This window comes from Streptomyces montanus (assembly GCF_005786655.1).
Lineage (GTDB): Bacteria > Actinomycetota > Actinomycetes > Streptomycetales > Streptomycetaceae > Streptomyces > Streptomyces sporangiiformans.
Map to the genome: position 1 here is coordinate 92,554 of NZ_VBZC01000020.1, position 16,602 is coordinate 109,155.

Annotated in this window: 23 protein-coding genes; 15 read left to right on the top strand and 8 right to left on the bottom strand. The window is 68.9% G+C overall.

The window, feature by feature from the left end; genetic code table 11:
* A partial coding sequence (locus FE633_RS19685) for a hypothetical protein (protein WP_246113721.1) occupies nt 1-403 on the bottom strand: 403 nt, incomplete at its 3' end.
* 153 nt (nt 404-556) lie between these two features.
* Here FE633_RS19685 and FE633_RS19690 point away from each other — a divergent pair.
* Nucleotides 557-1,123, top strand: a complete 567-nt coding sequence (locus FE633_RS19690; RefSeq protein ID WP_138046487.1) for a Uma2 family endonuclease — start codon at nt 557-559, stop codon at nt 1,121-1,123.
* Nucleotides 1,124-1,139: 16 nt separating this feature from the next.
* On the opposite strand, the gene FE633_RS19695 is transcribed toward FE633_RS19690, so the two are convergent.
* On the bottom strand, nt 1,140-1,937 hold the full coding sequence (locus tag FE633_RS19695) for a LamG domain-containing protein (RefSeq protein ID WP_138046488.1): 798 nt from the start codon (nt 1,935-1,937) through the stop codon (nt 1,140-1,142).
* A gap of 85 nt (nt 1,938-2,022) precedes the next feature.
* Nucleotides 2,023-2,631 (bottom strand): Uma2 family endonuclease, encoded by a 609-nt coding sequence (locus tag FE633_RS19700; RefSeq protein WP_138046489.1) that lies wholly within the window; start codon nt 2,629-2,631, stop codon nt 2,023-2,025.
* A 226-nt stretch (nt 2,632-2,857) separates the two neighbouring features.
* On the opposite strand from FE633_RS19700, the gene FE633_RS19705 reads away from it, so the two are divergent.
* The 10 genes from FE633_RS19705 to FE633_RS19750 are packed head-to-tail and all read left to right on the top strand — an operon-like array spanning nt 2,858 to nt 8,326.
* The gene (locus FE633_RS19705) at nt 2,858-3,436 is read left to right on the top strand and encodes a hypothetical protein (RefSeq protein WP_138046490.1); all 579 of its coding nucleotides are present in this window, start codon (nt 2,858-2,860) and stop codon (nt 3,434-3,436) included.
* A 6-nt stretch (nt 3,437-3,442) separates the two neighbouring features.
* Nucleotides 3,443-4,486 (top strand): SRPBCC family protein, encoded by a 1,044-nt coding sequence (locus FE633_RS19710; RefSeq protein ID WP_138046491.1) that lies wholly within the window; start codon nt 3,443-3,445, stop codon nt 4,484-4,486.
* A gap of 31 nt (nt 4,487-4,517) precedes the next feature.
* Nucleotides 4,518-4,955 (top strand): gas vesicle protein GvpJ, encoded by a 438-nt coding sequence (gene gvpJ, locus FE633_RS19715; RefSeq protein WP_138046492.1) that lies wholly within the window; start codon nt 4,518-4,520, stop codon nt 4,953-4,955.
* Nucleotides 4,955-5,767, top strand: a complete 813-nt coding sequence (locus tag FE633_RS19720; protein WP_138046493.1) for a GvpL/GvpF family gas vesicle protein — start codon at nt 4,955-4,957, stop codon at nt 5,765-5,767. The genes gvpJ and FE633_RS19720 overlap by 1 nt, the downstream gene beginning before the upstream one ends.
* A 2-nt stretch (nt 5,768-5,769) precedes the next feature.
* The gene (locus tag FE633_RS19725) at nt 5,770-6,021 is read left to right on the top strand and encodes a gas vesicle protein GvpG (RefSeq protein WP_138046494.1); all 252 of its coding nucleotides are present in this window, start codon (nt 5,770-5,772) and stop codon (nt 6,019-6,021) included.
* Nucleotides 6,022-6,024: 3 nt separating this feature from the next.
* Nucleotides 6,025-6,519 carry a gas vesicle protein GvpO gene (gene gvpO, locus FE633_RS19730; RefSeq protein ID WP_138046495.1) on the top strand — a complete coding sequence of 165 codons (495 nt, stop codon included), beginning with the start codon at nt 6,025-6,027 and terminating at the stop codon, nt 6,517-6,519.
* Nucleotides 6,516-6,977, top strand: a complete 462-nt coding sequence (locus tag FE633_RS19735) for a gas vesicle protein (RefSeq protein WP_138046496.1) — start codon at nt 6,516-6,518, stop codon at nt 6,975-6,977. Before gvpO ends, FE633_RS19735 begins: the two co-directional genes overlap by 4 nt.
* Nucleotides 6,974-7,828 (top strand): GvpL/GvpF family gas vesicle protein, encoded by an 855-nt coding sequence (locus FE633_RS19740; protein WP_138046497.1) that lies wholly within the window; start codon nt 6,974-6,976, stop codon nt 7,826-7,828. Before FE633_RS19735 ends, FE633_RS19740 begins: the two co-directional genes overlap by 4 nt.
* On the top strand, nt 7,825-8,019 hold the full coding sequence (locus tag FE633_RS19745) for a gas vesicle protein (protein ID WP_119105272.1): 195 nt from the start codon (nt 7,825-7,827) through the stop codon (nt 8,017-8,019). Before FE633_RS19740 ends, FE633_RS19745 begins: the two co-directional genes overlap by 4 nt.
* Nucleotides 7,997-8,326 carry a gas vesicle protein K gene (locus FE633_RS19750; protein ID WP_119105271.1) on the top strand — a complete coding sequence of 110 codons (330 nt, stop codon included), beginning with the start codon at nt 7,997-7,999 and terminating at the stop codon, nt 8,324-8,326. Before FE633_RS19745 ends, FE633_RS19750 begins: the two co-directional genes overlap by 23 nt.
* Before the next feature lie 196 nt (nt 8,327-8,522).
* Here the strand turns inward: FE633_RS19750 and FE633_RS19755 are convergent, their stop codons facing one another.
* From FE633_RS19755 to FE633_RS19775, 5 genes are all read right to left on the bottom strand, one after another.
* Entirely contained in the window at nt 8,523-9,293 is a 771-nt protein-coding gene (locus tag FE633_RS19755) for a succinate dehydrogenase iron-sulfur subunit (RefSeq protein ID WP_138046498.1), read from the bottom strand.
* Complete coding sequence (gene sdhA / locus FE633_RS19760; RefSeq protein ID WP_138046499.1) at nt 9,293-11,050, bottom strand: succinate dehydrogenase flavoprotein subunit; 1,758 nt, start codon at nt 11,048-11,050, stop codon at nt 9,293-9,295. Before sdhA ends, FE633_RS19755 begins: the two co-directional genes overlap by 1 nt.
* A 19-nt stretch (nt 11,051-11,069) precedes the next feature.
* A complete protein-coding gene (locus FE633_RS19765) occupies nt 11,070-11,561 on the bottom strand; it encodes a succinate dehydrogenase hydrophobic membrane anchor subunit (RefSeq protein WP_138046500.1) in 492 nt (163 codons plus the stop codon).
* A gap of 5 nt (nt 11,562-11,566) precedes the next feature.
* Nucleotides 11,567-11,947, bottom strand: coding sequence for a succinate dehydrogenase, cytochrome b556 subunit (gene sdhC, locus FE633_RS19770; protein WP_138046501.1), 381 nt, complete (start codon nt 11,945-11,947; stop codon nt 11,567-11,569).
* A gap of 148 nt (nt 11,948-12,095) precedes the next feature.
* Nucleotides 12,096-12,671: a 2-oxo-4-hydroxy-4-carboxy-5-ureidoimidazoline decarboxylase gene (locus FE633_RS19775; protein WP_138046502.1), complete on the bottom strand. Its 576-nt coding sequence runs from the start codon at nt 12,669-12,671 to the stop codon at nt 12,096-12,098.
* Between the two features lie 411 nt (nt 12,672-13,082).
* Here FE633_RS19775 and FE633_RS19780 point away from each other — a divergent pair, with 411 nt between their 5' ends.
* The 4 genes from FE633_RS19780 to FE633_RS19795 all read left to right on the top strand — a co-directional run bounded on the left by FE633_RS19780 (nt 13,083) and on the right by FE633_RS19795 (nt 16,469).
* Entirely contained in the window at nt 13,083-14,636 is a 1,554-nt protein-coding gene (locus FE633_RS19780) for a beta-N-acetylhexosaminidase (RefSeq protein ID WP_425473194.1), read from the top strand.
* A 133-nt stretch (nt 14,637-14,769) separates the two neighbouring features.
* Nucleotides 14,770-15,279: a hypothetical protein gene (locus tag FE633_RS19785; protein WP_138046503.1), complete on the top strand. Its 510-nt coding sequence runs from the start codon at nt 14,770-14,772 to the stop codon at nt 15,277-15,279.
* Nucleotides 15,280-15,378: 99 nt separating this feature from the next.
* On the top strand, nt 15,379-15,957 hold the full coding sequence (locus tag FE633_RS19790; protein ID WP_138046504.1) for a hypothetical protein: 579 nt from the start codon (nt 15,379-15,381) through the stop codon (nt 15,955-15,957).
* A 131-nt stretch (nt 15,958-16,088) separates the two neighbouring features.
* A complete protein-coding gene (locus FE633_RS19795) occupies nt 16,089-16,469 on the top strand; it encodes a hypothetical protein (RefSeq protein WP_138046505.1) in 381 nt (126 codons plus the stop codon).
* The last annotated feature ends 133 nt before the right edge of the window (nt 16,470-16,602 follow it).

Here is a 16,602-nt window from a genome sequence, read left to right on the forward strand (position 1 = left end):
CCCCGGCCGCCGGGGCGACCCAGTCCTGCGGCGGCACGGGCGGCCGCTGCTCGCGCTCCATGACGCCCCGCCGCCGGATCTTGTTGAGCACGTACACGTTGCCCAGGTGCAGCACGCCCAGCACCAGCAGCACGACGCCGAGCTTCGTCGACAGGGCCTCGAACACCCCGCGGGCGTTGGCGATCTCGTCGTCCCCGCTCAGGTAGAGCGCGACGAAGCCGAGGTTGACCAGGTAGAAGCCCACCACGAGCAGGTGGTTGACGGCATCCGCCAGCTTCTCGTTCCCGTGCAGCACATCGGCGAGAAAGATCCGCCCGTTGTGGCTGAGCGTACGGGCCACCCAGATGGTCAGAGCGATGCTGACGACCAGATAGATGACGTACGCGACGACCGTGAGGTCCATGTCCCCACCCTCTCTTGAACGCGTTCAAAAACGCTGCTGGCAAAGAATGTAGCCCTGTTTTTGAACATGTTCAAGTAAGCCTGATCGCTCGTTGGGGTGAGGCCTCTGTCATCTGCGCTGGGTACGCTGAACCCACAGGTGAGACTCCGTCCCATGGGAAAAACCACCGAGGGCTGGACTGCGGACGACCTGGACCGGATTCCGGGCCTCCCGCCCCACACGGAGCTGATCGACGGGAGCCTCGTCTTCAGGAGTCCGCAGACTCGATTCCACTCGCGCACGATGCGCCTGCTGGACAACGTCCTTCTTGAGCAGGCCCCGGAGCATCTCGACGTCATACGGGAAATGACCGTCAAACTGGACGCGAAGAACCGGCCGGAGCCGGACGTCCTTGTCTTCCCACTGGAGGCGAACACCGGACCCGGGCAGACCTGGTACAAGCCGGAGGACATCGTCCTCGCCGTCGAAGTCGTCTCCGCCGACTCCCGCGAGCGCGACCGCGAGGTCAAGCCCCGCAAGTACGCGGCGGCGGGCGTCCCGCACTTCTGGCGGGTCGAGCAGGACGAGGACAAGGGGCTCCCCGTGGTCTACGTCTACGAACTCGACCCCGCCACCAAGTCGTACGGCCTCACCGGCATCTTCCACGACCGCCTCAAGGTCGCGACGCCCTTCGACATCGAGATCGACCTGTCGGCTGTCGATCGCCGCCCGGGCCGGTAGCTGAACGCCGCCTCGGCTATGACGAACAGCCGCCCACGCGGCGGGTACTCAGGGCGATGTCGTCCATGCGGATGTCGTACGACGACGGGGTCGGGTCGGACTGGTAGAGCTGCCAGCCCAGCTTGAGCTTGTCGAAGGTGGGGAAGACGAAGTCGTCCGCCGTGCCGCCGTGGTGCTTGGTGGAGACCGTCAGGTCGGGCTGCTCGACGCCGTCCCGGTAGACGGTGACGCGGTTGTCGGTGGCGTCCAGGTGGAACTCGACGCACTGCCACTTTCCGGCGGTGGCCGGGGCGGACGTCTGCCAGGAGGTCCAGTCGCCGGTGGGGCCCAGGTCGGAGCCGACGCCCCAGAAGTTGCCGTTGTCGGTGGGGGCGTACTGGCCGCCCAGGGGACGGACCAGCGTGGGGGAGTCGGAGCCGGACGCCTCCGCGAGGGTCCAGTGCGCCCAGTCGGGGGCGGTGGGGAAGTCGGCCACGCGCAGGCGCAGACGGGCCCAGAAGCTGTTGCCGGGCGGGGCGAGGTCGGGGAATTCGAGGAAGGCGTGGCCGTTGCCTTCGGTGCGGATGCGGAGTTCGCGGCCGTGACCGGTGGTGCTGGGGGCGACGGACAGCGTGCCGTTGGACGTGTCGGTGGTCCAGCCGCGGCCTTCGGTGACCGGGCCGAGGGGGAGGCGGTCGAAGTTCTCCCGTACGAGCGTGTTGCGCGACGGGGAGGCGGGGGCCGGGTTCGCCGTGGCCGTGGGGGGTATCGCGAGCAGCGCCGCCGCTGCCGTTGCGGCAGACAGTGTGGCGGCGGCTTTTCTCAGGAGTGCCATGGGGGTCAGTTTGTAACAACAGCCCCGTCAGTTTCAGGAGTTCTCCGCCAACTGCGCCTCTGTGTAGGGGAATTCGGAGTTCGGCTCAGTCCCGTTTCGGCTGTCCGGCGGCGAGGATCTCCGCCACGTCGAGCGTGACCTTGGCGCCGATCGAGTCGGGGAGGGTGACGAGCTCGCCGGGGGCGTGAACTCGGTGGTTGGCGTACTCATCCTGCGTCGGGCTCGTGAGGACGTGGACGCGCTGGTGCCTGCGGTCGATGACCACGTACACCGGGACGTTGGCGTTGGCGTATGCGGTGACCTTGCTCTGTAGGTCTGTCTTCCAGTTGCTGGAGGTGACTTCCAGGACGAGCCGGAAGGCCACGGGGTCGTAGCAGTTGTTCTCGACGTAGTGCTCGTCGATGTCGGCGTCGACCACGGACAGGTCGGGGGTCGCGTAATCCTCGGGGCCGTCCGGGAGCCAGATGCTGACGTTCTGGAGGACCTCGGTCTCGCCCCCGGTGAGGCCGGCCTCGGCGAAGGGATTCCTCAGCCGGTCCAAGGCCCGAGCGTGGGGGGCGTCCGGGGATGGAGTCACGAGGATCTGGCCTCCGATGATCTCGACGCGGTAGCCCGGACGACTCTCCATGATCTCGTCGGCCAGGTCCGTGAGCGGCCGGTTGTCGGAGGGCTGCTCAACAGCTGCTGCAGACATCACGTGCCTCCTGTGGGCTGGTGTCGAGAGCATCATCGTAGGCCGGGTGCGTCCCGGGAGTCCCGTACCGGCTGGTTCACCTGATCGTGGTGCCGGCATGCCCTTGGCCTCAGCGGAGCGGGTTCGTGGAGGTTCGCGCGTGTGAGCAGGCGCCATGAGGGAAACACGGATAGTTGGTGATATATCCGGACAATGCACTCGCTCTCGTTCGGGAGGAGGAGTGACCATGAATGGCCAGGTGGGACTGGCCTTCGCCAGCGGGTACCTCATGGGGCGCAACCACAGGATGCGGTTGGCGTTGACCCTCGCTGGTGTGGCGGCAGGAAAGCGGCTCGTGTCGGGGCAGGCCCCGGCGGGGCTGGGGCAGGTGAAGTCCTCCGAGCTCGGCAAGATCACCCATGAAGTCCGCAGCCAGCTGGTGTCCGCGGGACGAACGGCGGCCGTATCGGCGGCCAGCCAGCGTATCGACGCGCTGAGTGACCGGCTGGAGGCCCGAGCCACGTCGCTGCGCGCGGTACCGGGCGCAGACGGCGAGCAGAAGGCGGAGGAAGAGCCGGACGAGAAGGCGAGCCAGAAGGCGGCCCCGGAGAAGGGCAAGGCGGAGCGGGACAAGGCGCAGGGGGAGAAGGCGCAGGGGGACAAGGCGCGGGACGAGGAGGGCGAGGGTCGCACGAAGAAGCCCCGGGCGGAGGCCCGGAAGGCGGCGCGCTCGCGCACAGCCCCGCAGAAGAAGTCGAGTGACCGTCCGGCCGCGGCGAGGAAGAAGACGGCTGCCGGAGGGTCTGCGCGGCGGAGCCGAGGGTGATGGGGCATGGCAGAGGAAACGAACGGCCAGGGTAAGGGCGGGATCGGCACGCTCACCAAGGAGCTGCCCACCGAACGGCTGGTCAAGGACATGCAGGACATCCTCCTCGCGCTGGGGGAGAGGGCTCTGAAGTCGGTGGCCTCCGGCGGGCAGGGCGGCGGACTCGGGCTCAAGTTGCCGGTGAAGCCCGTGGTCAGGGCGGGTCTGCAACGGGTCACTGAGAAGGCCAAGGGCACGGTGAAGGAACAGGTGAAGGAAAAGCTGAAGGACGCCGTTCCCGGCCTCGGAGGTGGCAAGGGCGGCACCAAGAGCAAGGAGCTCAAGGTCACCAACATCGTCGAGCAGATCGATGTGGGCGTCCCCCTCTCCCTCGCCTACGACCAGTGGACCCGGTTCGAGGACTTCCCCGACTTCATGAAGAGGGTCGAGGACGTCGAGCAGGAGACCGACACGGAACTGGAGTGGACGGCGAAGATCTTCTTCTCCAGCCGTAAATGGCACTCCGAGATCATCGAACAGGTGCCCGACAAGCGGATCGTCTGGCGGTCGGAGGCGGAGAAGGGCCATGTGGACGGCGCGGTCACCTTCCATGAGGTGACGCCCGACCTCACCAGGATTCTGCTGGTCCTCCAGTACCACCCGCAGGGTTTCTTCGAGCACACCGGAAACCTCTGGCGGGCCCCGGGCCGCCGGGCGCGGCTCGAGCTGAAGCACTACCGCCGCCACGTCATGTCCGAGGTACTGCTGAGCCCGCACCCGGAAGAGGAGATCGAAGGCTGGCGCGGCACGATCCACGAGGGGGAGGTCGTCAGCGAGGAGGAAGAGGAAGAAGAACCGCGGGCCGAGGGCGAAGAGGAAGAGGAGCCGCGGGCTGAGGACGAGGAAGAGGAAGAGGCACGCGCTGAAGAGGAAGAAGAGGAAGAAGAGGAAGACGAAGAGGACGAAGAGGACGAAGAGCCGGAGGAGGAGTACGAGGACGACGAGGCAGATGCCGAGCACGAAGAGGAGCCCGATGAGAAGGAGAGGCCGAAGCGGCGTGCCCGTCGCTGACGACCTTCCGTCCGAGAAGGGATGACGTGCCGTGACCGTAGCAAGCCAGCAGGGCGGTGGTGCCCTGAGCCGGCCCAACGCCAGCAGTCTCGCCGACGTGGTCGGTGTGATCCTGGACAAGGGCCTGGTGGTCGACGCCTACGTTCGCGTGTCCCTCGTCGGGATCGAACTGCTGACGGTCGACGCCCGAGTCGTCATCGCCAGTGTGGACACGTATCTGCGCTTCGCCGAAGCCGCGAACCGCCTCGACATCGCCCGGTCCGGCACCGAGACCAAGGGGCTGCCCGACCTGATGAACCAGATGCAGGAAGGCGGCGGACGCAGGAAGACCCGCGGCGCTCTGGAAGGCGTCAAGGACACGGTCAGCGACCTGTTGCAGGGCGAGGAAGAGGACGAGTACGAGGAGGAGGCGGCCGAGGAGGAGGAAGAGGCGCCCCGGCGCAGGAAGAAGAGTAGGGAGCGCGACTGATGACGGCCGAGGACGTGACCGCCTGCTACGTGTACGGAGTCGTGCCGGACGACCGTACGGACGACGCGGTGATCGAAGACCTGCGCCCCGTGGGCAACCCGGAGGCCCGGGTGGGATTCGTACGCCACGGCGGTCTCGCCGCCCTGGTGAGCGAGGTGCCCACCGGCAAGGCGATCGGCACCCCCGAGGATCTTCGCTCCCACGCCCAGGTGCTGGACGCCATGGCCGCCGCGGAGTCCCCCGTGCTGCCGTTCCGCTTCGGAACGGTGCTGCGGGACACCGACTCGGTGGTCGAGGAGTTGCTGACCGAGGGCCGTGAGGACTTCTCCCTGGCTCTCGAACGGCTTGAGAACAAGGCGCAGTTCACGCTCAGGGCGCAGTACGTGCAGGACGCGGTGCTGCGCGAGGTGCTGGAGGAGCACGAGGAGGTCCGGCGACTGCGTGAGGAGCTGGCCGACGTTCCGGAACCGGCCGGATACGAGCAGCGGGTCCGGTTGGGAGAGCTGATCGTGAACGCCATCGAGGCCAAGCGGCAGACGGACTTCCAGGAGGTGGAACGGCGGCTGGAACCGTTGGCGCACGCCATGATCTCGGCGGAGCCGGCAGCCGCCGAGGGGCTGGTCACCGCCTCCTTCTTGATGGAGCACGGGCAGCGAGAGGCGTTCGAGGAAGCCGTTGAGGAGCTCGCCGAGCAGTGGCGGGAGCGGGTCGAGCTGCGTCTGCTCGGACCGATGGCCCCGTACGACTTCGTGAGCGACGCGCTGAGCGCCGACAAGGAGGCCGCAGCGACTGCCGGCGAGGGAGGCGGCTAGCCATGGGGCTGTTCACCGGGGTGGTCACCCTGCCCCTGGCCCCTGTCCGGGGCATCATGTGGATCGCCGAGCAGATCGAGAAGCAGGCGATGCGGGAGCTGGCGGACCCCGCGGTGATCCAGCAGCGCCTGGATGAGGTCGCGTCGGCGCGGGAGTCCGGAGAAATCAGCGAGGAGGAGGCGGACCAGCGGGAGAGCGCACTGGTCAGTCGACTGCTCAACGGCGGGCAAACCGCCGGGGGCGTGGAGGTGTGAGGCGTGCCCCGCGAGGAACGGGAGGAGCGCGACCACCGCCGGCAGCGTTCCCGCGCCGAGCGCTCGCCTGAAGTGCGTGAGAAGAAGTCCCGTGAAGGCCGTGAGGGCCGTGAGGAGAGCTCGCGCGAAGACCATGAGGAGCGCTCCCGTGAACCCCGCCGCGCGGAGCACTCCCGCGAACACCGCAAGGACCACCAGAAGCGTGAGGAGCCGCGCCGCCGTCCGGCGCGCAGCCCCAAGGCCGACGCCCGCGAGGTCGCCAGGAGTGCCGCGCACCATGTGCAACTGCTCACCGGTAAGGACCCGGAGGTCGTGACCTCGCTGGAGCGCCGCGAGGACGGCTGGCTCGTCGGTATCGAGGTGGTGGAGACGCACCGGATCCCGGAATCCACCGACATCCTCGCCGAGTACCGCGTCCAGCTCGACGACCAGGGCGACCTCGTCTCATGCCGCCGGTCCCAGCGCTACTCCCGAGGCCGGGCCGAGGAGGGCGAATGAGCCAGAGCTCCGACCGGACTGTCCCGAGCCGCCGCGAGAGCGGCGGGCGCGAGCCCGCCGTCGGCACCGCACCGTCGAGCCTGGCCGACATCCTGGACCGCATTCTCGACAAGGGCATCGTCATCGTCGGTGACATCCAGATCAATCTGCTGGACATCGAACTGCTGACGATCAAGATCCGGCTGCTGGTCGCTTCTGTGGACCGGGCTCGTGAGATGGGCATCGACTGGTGGGAGCACGACCCGAGCCTCTCGTCCAAGGCCAGGGACGCCGTGGACGAGAACGAGCGCCTGCGGCGGCAGATCGCCGAGCTGGAGCGTGACCGCGACGAAGCACGGCGCGGCGAGGAGCTGGAGGAGGAACCGGAGAGCGAGGAGTACGAGGACGAGGAGTTGGGCGAAGAGCCGGAAGAGGAGTTGGCGGAGGAGCCCGAAGAGGAGCCCGAGGAGGAGACGTGACCGAGCAGCTCGTCACCTGGCTGTACGCGGTGGCCTCCGCAGCGACCGCGGGGGGCACCGGTCCGCTGAAGGGCCGCACGGGCGTCGCGGGCGAGCCGGTACGCGTCATCGAGGGCACGGGCGGCACGGGCGAGGTCGAGGGCCTCGCCGCCGTCGTCGGCTCCGTACCGCTGAAGGACTTCGACGACGACGCGATGCACGAGCATCTGCAGGACCTGCGCTGGCTGGAACGGTCGGCCCGGTCCCACCACCAGGTCATCGGTGAGGCGTCCCGCCACGGCCCGGTCATTCCGCTGCGCTTCGGCACCCTCTTCCACGACGACGACGGCGTGCGCGACATGCTCGCGGACCGGGAGACGGATCTCGCCGCGGCGCTGGAGCGGGTGGCGGGGCGGACGGAGTGGGGCGTCAAGGCGTTCGCCGACCCGAAGGCCTTCCTGCCGGACCCGTCCGAGGAGCCCGCCGAGGGCGGCGGCGACAAGCCAGGCACCGCGTATCTCCTGCGTCGGCGCGCCCAGCGGAAGGAGAAGGAGACCGCGCATCTGCGGGTCACCCGGCAGGCCGAGGAGATCCACGCCGCCCTGTCGGAGGTCGCCGTGGAGAGCGCCGAGCACCCACCGCAGGACGCCGGGCTGGCCGCGTACGAGGGCTGGATGATCCTCAACAACTCCTACCTCGTGGCGGACGAGCACACGGCGGACTTCCTGGCACGGGTCTCCGACCTCAAGCGGCGCCTCACCGGGACCAGCCTCGAACTCAGCGGGCCGTGGCCCCCGTATTCCTTCACCGCGCTGCCGGAATCGGAGCACGAGCCGGGGAGCCCGGGGAGCCCGGGGAGCGAGGTGCGGTGACACGGGCGGTCGAGCCGCGGGAGGTGGCTCTGGTCGACCTGCTCGACCGGGTGCTGGCCGGGGGTGTCGTGATCACCGGAGAGATCACCCTGTCCATCGCGGACCTCGACCTGGTGCGCATCTCACTGCGGGCACTGATCGCTTCGGTACGTGTGGAGGGCAGCGAGGATGACGACCGGCCGATCACCTGACGACCGCGATCGCCGCGACGACGGAAGCCACCTCCCGCGGCGGCTGGAGCTGGACAAGGAATCGGCGCGGCGGAGTCTGGCCGGCTTGGTGCTGACCATCGTCGAGCTGCTCCGCCAGCTGATGGAGCGGCAGGCGCTGCGCCGGATCGACCAGGGCGACGTCAGCGACGAGCAGATCGAGGAGGTCGGACGGACGCTGATGGCGCTGGAGGAGAACATGGCCGAACTGCGCGAGCACTTCGGTCTCACCGAGGACGACCTGAACATCGACCTGGGGCCGCTGGGCCCCCTTCTCCCGCGCGATTGAGTCGCCCGCGCCGCGCTGGGCCTGGCGGGTTTTCCTTTCCCCAACCCCGCCCCTTCCCGAAACTGGGGGCTGCGCCCCCAGACCCCCGGATCCGGGTCGTGTCCAGGCTGCGGGTCCGTTGTGGCTGGTCGCGCCCACGCGGCGGAGCCGCATATGTCACAGCCCCGCGCCCCTAAACGGGGCGCGGGGCCTGGCGTCAGTAGCGGCGCGTGATCAGCGCCCTCTTCACTTCCTGGATCGCCTTGGTGACCTCGATACCGCGCGGGCAGGCGTCCGTGCAGTTGAACGTCGTGCGGCAGCGCCACACGCCGTCCTTGTCGTTGAGGATCTCCAGGCGCTGTTCGCCCGCCTCGTCACGGCTGTCGAAGATGAAGCGGTGGGCGTTCACGATCGCGGCCGGACCGAAGTACTGGCCGTCGTTCCAGAACACCGGGCAGGACGACGTGCAGGCGGCGCAGAGGATGCACTTCGTCGTGTCGTCGAAGCGCTCGCGGTCCTCGGCGGTCTGCAGACGCTCGCGCGTCGGCTCGTTGGTGTCCTTCGTGATGAGGAAGGGCATCACGTCGCGGTACGCCTGGAAGAACGGCTCCATGTCCACGACCAGGTCCTTCAGGACCGTGAGGCCCTTTATGGGCTCGACCGTGATGGGCTTCTCAGGGTTGATGTCCTTGATCAGCGTCTTGCAGGCGAGGCGGTTCCTGCCGTTGATCCGCATGGCGTCCGAGCCGCAGATGCCGTGCGCGCAGGAGCGGCGGAACGTCAGGGTTCCGTCCACGTCCCACTTGATCTTGTGCAGAGCGTCGAGGACACGCTCCTTCGGGTCGATCTCCACCGGGAAGTCTTCCCAGCTCGCCTCCGCCGAGATCTCCGGGTTGAACCGGCGGATCCGGAAGACGACCGTGATGTACGGCGAGGGGGCCTCGGCGGGCTTCGCGTCCTCGACCTTGTCCAACGTCGGGGTTGCCATCAGTACTTACGCTCCATCGGCTGGTAGCGGGTCTGGACGACCGGCTTGTAGTCGAGACGGATGGACTCGGTGCCGTCGTCGCCGACCTCGCGGTACGCCATGGTGTGGCGCATGAAGTTGACGTCGTCGCGGTTCGGATAGTCCTCGCGGTAGTGACCGCCGCGCGACTCCTTGCGGGCCAGCGCGGAGACGGCCATGACCTCGGCGAGGTCGAGCAGGTTGCCCAGCTCGACGGCCTCCAGCAGGTCGGTGTTGAACCGCTTGCCCTTGTCCTGGACCGAGACGTTCTTGTAGCGCTCGCGCAGCTCGGCGATCTTCTCGACCGCCGTCTTGATCGTCTGCTCCGTACGGAACACCATGACGTTCGCGTCCATGGTCTCCTGAAGCTCCCTGCGCAGCACGGAGACCGACTCGGTGCCCGTCGAGTCCCGCATCCGCTCGATCTGCTCGACGACCAGCGAGGCCGGGTTCTCGGGCAGCTCGACGTGCGCGGCCTTCTTCGCGGAGTACTCCGCCGCCGCGATACCGGCGCGACGGCCGAAGACGTTGATGTCGAGCAGCGAGTTGGTGCCCAGCCGGTTCGCGCCGTGCACCGACACGCACGCGACCTCGCCGGCCGCGTACAGGCCCGGCACCACCGTCGTGTTGTCCAGCAGCACCTCACCCTCGACGTTCGTCGGGATGCCGCCCATGGCGTAGTGCGCGGTGGGCTGGATCGGGATCGGGTCCGTGTACGGCTCGATACCGAGGTACGTACGGGCGAACTCGGTGATGTCCGGCAGCTTGGCGTCCAGCTGCTCCGGCGGGAGGTGGGTCAGGTCCAGGAAGACGTGGTCGCCCTCCGGCCCACAACCCCGGCCTTCGCGGATCTCGGTGTAAATGGACCGCGATACGACGTCACGCGACGCGAGGTCCTTCATCACCGGCGCGTACTTCTCCATGAAGCGCTCGCCGTCCTTGTTGCGGAGGATGCCGCCCTCACCGCGGGCGCCCTCCGTCAGCAGGATGCCCATGCGCCAGATGCCGGTCGGGTGGAACTGGAAGAACTCCATGTCCTCCAGCGGCAGCCCCCGGCGGTAGACGGCCGCCTGGCCGTCGCCCGTCAGCGTGTGCGCGTTGGACGTCACCTTGAAGAACTTGCCGCAGCCGCCGGACGCGTAGATCACGGCCTTCGCCTGGAAGACGTGGATCTCGCCGGTCGCCAGCTCGTACGCGACCACGCCGGCCGAGTGCTTGACGCCGTCGACCTCGGTGATCAGCTGGTCGAGGACGTAGAACTCGTTGAAGAACTCCACGCCCTCTTTGACGCAGTTCTGGTACAGCGTCTGGAGGATCATGTGGCCGGTGCGGTCGGCCGCGTAGCAGGACCGGCGGACCGGGGCCTCGCCGTGGTTGCGGCTGTGACCGCCGAAGCGGCGCTGGTCGATCGTCCCGTTGGGCGTCCGGTTGAACGGCAGGCCCATCTTCTCCAGGTCGAGGACCGAGTCGATGGCCTCCTTCGCCAGGATCTCGGCGGCGTCCTGGTCGACCAGGTAGTCACCGCCCTTGACCGTGTCGAAGGTGTGCCACTCCCAGTTGTCCTCCTCCACGTTGGCCAGCGCTGCGGCCATACCGCCCTGCGCGGCGCCCGTGTGGGAGCGGGTCGGGTAGAGCTTCGTCAGTACGGCGGTCCGGCTGCGCTTCGTCGCCTCGATGGCGGCGCGCATGCCGGCGCCACCCGCGCCGACGATGACTGTGTCGTACTTGTGGATCTTCATGATTCTCGTGGCCCCGGATCTAGCGGATGTTCGGGTCGAAGGTGAAGATCACCAGCGTGCCCAGCAGGACGGTGAACACCGTGGCGGTGTAGAGCAGGCCCTTGAGCCACAGCCGTGTGTTCGGCCGCTCCGCGTAGTCGTTGATGACCGTACGCAGGCCGTTGGCGCCGTGCAGCATCGCCAGCCACAGCATCAGCAGGTCCCAGGTCTGCCAGAACGGCGAGGCCCAGCGGCCCGCGACGAACGCGAAGCCGATCTTGGAGACGCCGCCGTCGAGGACGAGCTGAATGAGCAGGTGGCCGATGACCAGGACGACCAGGACGATGCCGGACAGACGCATGAAGAGCCATGCGGCCATCTCGAAATTGCCGCGGGTCGACTTCGGCGTCTTCTTGGTGCGCTTGCGCGGGGGATCGATGACCGGCGCCGGGTTGTCGACGCTGTACGACAGCGCGCCCGCGCCCTCGACGGGACCGATGCCGGAGTCGGCGGCCTTCTCAGTGGTGGACATCTGCCTCAGCCTCCGAAGACTTCACGAGCGGCGTGGCCGAGGACCGGGTACAGGGCCCCTGCCATCAGCACGACCCAGATGCCGACGACCGTCCAGAGCATCTGCTTCTGGTAGCGCGGGCCCTTCGACCAGAAGTCGACGGCGATCACACGCAGGCCGTTGAGCGCGTGGAAGAGGATGGCGGCGACGAGGCCGTACTCCAGCAGCGCGACGATCGGCGTCTTGTAGGTGGCTACGACCCTGTCGTAGTCCTCGGGTGAGACACGGACAAGAGCGGTGTCCAGCACGTGTACGAACAGGAAGAAGAAGATGAGGACGCCGGTGACTCGATGAGCCACCCAGGACCACATTCCTTCCCGGCCGCGGTACAGCGTTCCAGCCGGCACGGAAGAACCCTCCGGGAGCGGGGATTGGGGCCGCGCCGGCTTCTGTGTCGGTCGGGCCCGGCCGGGTACGGTCCACCGGCCCTGGCCATCGTAGCGACGACTTGTCGGAACGCTTACAGCGGCCCCTTCGGTGTGATCAAACAGGCAATCAAACAGACGCGTACGGACTATCAGGGGGTCCCGAATCCGAATTGTGCATGGATTCCGGACGTTCTCCCCACTTCTCGACCTCGGAGTACGCCCGTACGAGGCGGGAGATCCGGCCACGTGCGAGGCGCCTGAGTTCCTCGGCCGAGAGGAGACGTTCCTCCTCGCGGTCGTTGGCCAGCCGGGAGCGGATGCCGGCGAGCACCTGGTCGAGGGCCTCCTCTGGAGTGAAGTCGTCCAGGCAGATCACGAAGACATGTCCGAAGCGGCTCTCGTACGCGGCGTGCGCGGCGCTCAGCGCGGTGTGTGCCGCGGAGTACGCGCCGTCGGGGAGCGGGGTGAGCGACTCGCGGGACAGCGCCTCGGCGAGGTCGCCGGGCGCCAGGTCGTACGCCGCCTCGTCGGCCGCGGCGAGCAGCGCGTCCAGGTCCGGGTAGGGGCGGTGGTCGGCGACGCGGCGGGCCCAGCGGGAGCTGCCGCAGCAGGCGAGCAGGGCCTGCTGGGCCTCGTCGGCGGGCACGGCGTTGAACCGCTCCAGGCCTGCGGGAGACGGCGTGGGGCGGGTCTGCTCCGGCAGGGCGACGACCTGGCCGGCGGCCGGGCCGACGTCTTGGCCGACGACGTGGCCGACGGCCGGGCCGGAGATGCGAGAAGGACGGTACGCAGGCAGCGTGGGTTCCTAGACGGTTCGGTGCCGGCCCTTGCGGAGGCAACGCTGATTCGGCAGGTGAGCAAGTGGGACAAGTGCGAGATGTGACGTTCACGCTATCGAGGCTTGACGAAACCTGTCTGACGGATGCCCGAATTTCACCCACGCGGGAGAGTTTCGGCACTGCCCGGTGGACGGGGGCGGTGACGGCGGGGCTTAGGTTCGCCGGGACGGGTTTTGCTGGAATCAGGAACGGCGCGTATGGATGGGTGATCTGTGGTGAACGGGCGTAGGCGCTGGGCTACGACGAGCCGGAGGCCTCTGCTGATCGGGTCGGCGGTGACCGCGGCGGGTGCCGTCGCCGTGACCGTGGCCCTCTGGCCGAACGCCGGGGAGACAGGCACGGCAGCCCCCGAGCGGCCCGCGGACGGGACGTCCGCGACTTCGCCCACACCGACGCCCAGTCGTACGTACCCCCTGTCGAAGGCGCCTCGAACGATCCCGGCCGTGCGCGAGCACACCGCCGCTCGCGGACCCGGCTGGAAGCCTGACGACGGCGGCCGGGTGGTCGTGAACGACAAGGATCTCGCCGACGAGGGGCGGCTGCTCGCCGGGGAGCTGGGGATGACCTACGCCGGGGCGGGCGGCGCGCGCGCCGGGGACGTACAGCTGGCCCTCGCCGGCGGGGGCTCCGGCGCGGAGTCGTACACGATGGCGGTGCGGGACGGGCGGGTGCGGATCAGCGGCCCGGCCGAGGCGGGTGTCTTCTACGGAACGCGCACCCTGAAGCAGACGGTGCGCGCGGACGGCACGGCGCCCGAGGGTGTCGTACGCGACCGGCCCGCGAAGCCGCAGCGCGGGTTCATGCTGGACGTCGCGCGCAAGCACTTCACGGCCGGATGGATCGAGGACCGGATCCGTGAGCTGGGGGATCTCAAGTACAACCAGCTCGGTCTGCACTTCTCCGACGACCAGGGCTTCCGCATCGAGTCGGACTCGCATCCCGAGGTCGTGTCGCAGCAGCACCTGACGAAGGCGGAGGTGCGCCGCATCGTCGACCTCGCCGCGAGCCGCCACATCAGCGTCGTGCCCGAGATCGACTCACCCGGCCACCTCGGCGCGGTGATCGCCGCGCACCCGGACCTCCAGCTGCGCAACGCGAGCGGTGTCCCCACGCGCGGGGCGGTCGACATCTCCAAGCCCGCGGCCGCGGACATCGTGGACGACCTGCTGAACGAGTACGCGGCCCTCTTCCCGGGCCGGTACTGGCATCTCGGCGCCGACGAGTACCAGGCGCTGGTGGTGTCGAACCCCGAGGCGTCGTACCCGCAGCTGGCCGCCGCCGCGCGGGACGCGTACGGGCCCGGTGCCACGGTCGCCGACCTGGCGACGGGCTGGCTCAACAACCGCGCCGATGTGATGCGCCGGCACGACCGCACGATGAGGGCCTGGAACGACGGGTTCTTCCGCGGGGGTGCCGTCCAGGCCGCCGCCGACCTCCAGGTCGCGTACTGGACGGGCAAGGAGATCGGGGCCCGCCAGCCGGTGGAGTACCTCCAGTCGGGTCGCAAGCTGATCAACTACAACGACGAGTACCTCTACTACGTCCTCGGCCAGCCCAACCAGTTCGTCTACCCGACCGGGCAGCGCATCTACGAACAGTGGACCCCTCTCGTCGTCCGCGGCACGACACCGGTGCCCGCGAAGTACGACGGCCAGATCCTCGGCGGCTCCTTCGCCGTCTGGTGCGACCTCGCGGGCTCCCAGACCCAGGACCAGGTGGCGGCCGGGATCCGTATGCCGCTGCGGGCTCTGACCCAGAAGCTGTGGGACCCGCGCGAGCCGGCGCTGTCCTGGCAGCAGTTCCAGGAGCTGGCGGGCGAGCTCGGCTGACCGCGGGCCGGGCGTTCCGTGGCCCGCGGCCGTTCCGGACCGGTCGGCGCCGGTTGACCATTTCGGTGGCGAACTGCCGTACGACTGTGGTGTATTCGGCCGGAGTGGCACCGAGACACCCGGGGGGAACGGAATGGGCTATTGGGGGTATTACGTCGTCGGCAGGAGCGACGTGCCGCTCACGGAGCTGGACGCGCTGTCGCAGGCGAAGGGCATGACGCTGTGCGAGCGGGCGGCCGACGGCTGGCAGGTGTGGGAGTACCCGAGCGAGGACGGCGGCGGTGACGTCGGGAACATGAACCGCCTGGCCGAGGAGACGGGCGCGCCCGCGCTCTTCGGGTACGTCATGGACAGTGACTGTGTGGTCGTCGAGGCGGCCGCGCCGGAGAGCGGGGCGTGGACGACCTGTCTGGCGCGGGACGCGATGGCCGGATACCTCGGCGGGAGCGAGGACGGGCTGACCGTCGACGACTACTTCCTGGAGCCGGGCGACGCCACGGAGCGGGCGGTCGCCTGGGCCGCCGAGTCGGGCCGTACCGTCCCCGAGGAACCGCTGCACGACGTGTTCACCGCGGAGGCGGACCCTTCCGCCGAGATGCTCTTCTTCCGGTTCCTGGACCGGCTCGGCGTGGTGCCCATGTGAAATGCGGCCATTTCGCGCTGTGACATTCCGGCCACGGTGCACGCAGTAAGGGGAAGTGCGGGCTCCGTAACCAGAGGCGCCCCGCCGTAGGGAGGCGTGATGAGCCTGGTGGAACTGATCGCTCAGGCCGACGAACGCGGTCTGGCGGCCAGCGGTCTGGGGTGCCTGGACCGGTGCGTGCCCTTGCTGGGCGGTGACGACGACGAGATCCTGCGGCCGGTGTGGGCGAGCCTCGCGGAGGACGCGGAGGTATCCGAGTGGGGCACATGCGTGGAGCAGGCGCGGATGAAGCTCGGTGCCCCACAGGCTCCGGAGGGCGGGGGGTCCGCCGAGGGGGAGGCCGCCGCGCTCGCACACCGCATGCTGGGCGCCGTGCCCGTGGAGCGTTCCGCCTCGAACCTGCGTGAGTGGGCCGACGCCTGCTCGGTCGCCGCGCTGCAGGTCCACCGGCTGCTCGATGCCACGGACGACGGCGAGTCCTCGGTCACGGTCCGCCGGGAAGGCCGTACACAGGGCATGTCACCCCTCGTCTCCGCCGAACTGCGCCGCCAGATCGCCATATTGGAGGTGTTGTCGGGCCGCGGCTCGGGCACCCTGCGCCAGGCCCTGGTGCTCTCGACGGAGGGGCGGCGGGTGCTGCGCGCGGTGGTTTCGCGGCGGGCCCGTGGGCGGGTCTGAGAACCGGCCCTCTCCCGCTCTTGTGACTGTCCTGCGTGCACCTTGCGAGGCCTGTGCGTCGGTCCCGCACCGGTCCTGCGCACACGCCGTTCTCGCGTGACGAATCGCGTTCGGGTGACGCTCTTTCGAATGTGAGTGCACAGCAGGTAACCAGGCCCCCAGCTGCGGCGAAGCCCCTTCGATGGGCGGCGGACGCGGTCTCGACCATGCGGGAAGGAGCGCGACTGCGGCTCGACTACTCGGCGCCGAGTCTGTGGCGCGTCGACCGGATGATCGAGGGGATACGCCGGGAGGAAACGCCGTACGACGCCGTGGAATCCGTACTGCGTGGCCTCGGCGCGTACGCGGGCGAGGTGATCGCGCGCCAGACGGGCGCCGAGTGGTGGGCGAGCGGCGGCGACCACTGGATCCGTACGCCTGACGGACGGTTGTGGGATCCGATCGACGAGGCCCGCCGCTGCTACGCGGGCGATGGCTCGCTGCGGCTGCTGTGCAGGGACGCCTGCGCTTAGCGAGATCGGTGGTTCGGTCTCTCCCGCCGCGCCGGTCCAGGGGGGAGTCGGAGCGGCGCGGCGGGAGAGTCCCAGGGGGGCGGGCTCATTCAGCCATGGCCGAAAAGTGCCCACGCCCTCTCCAGCGTAGCGG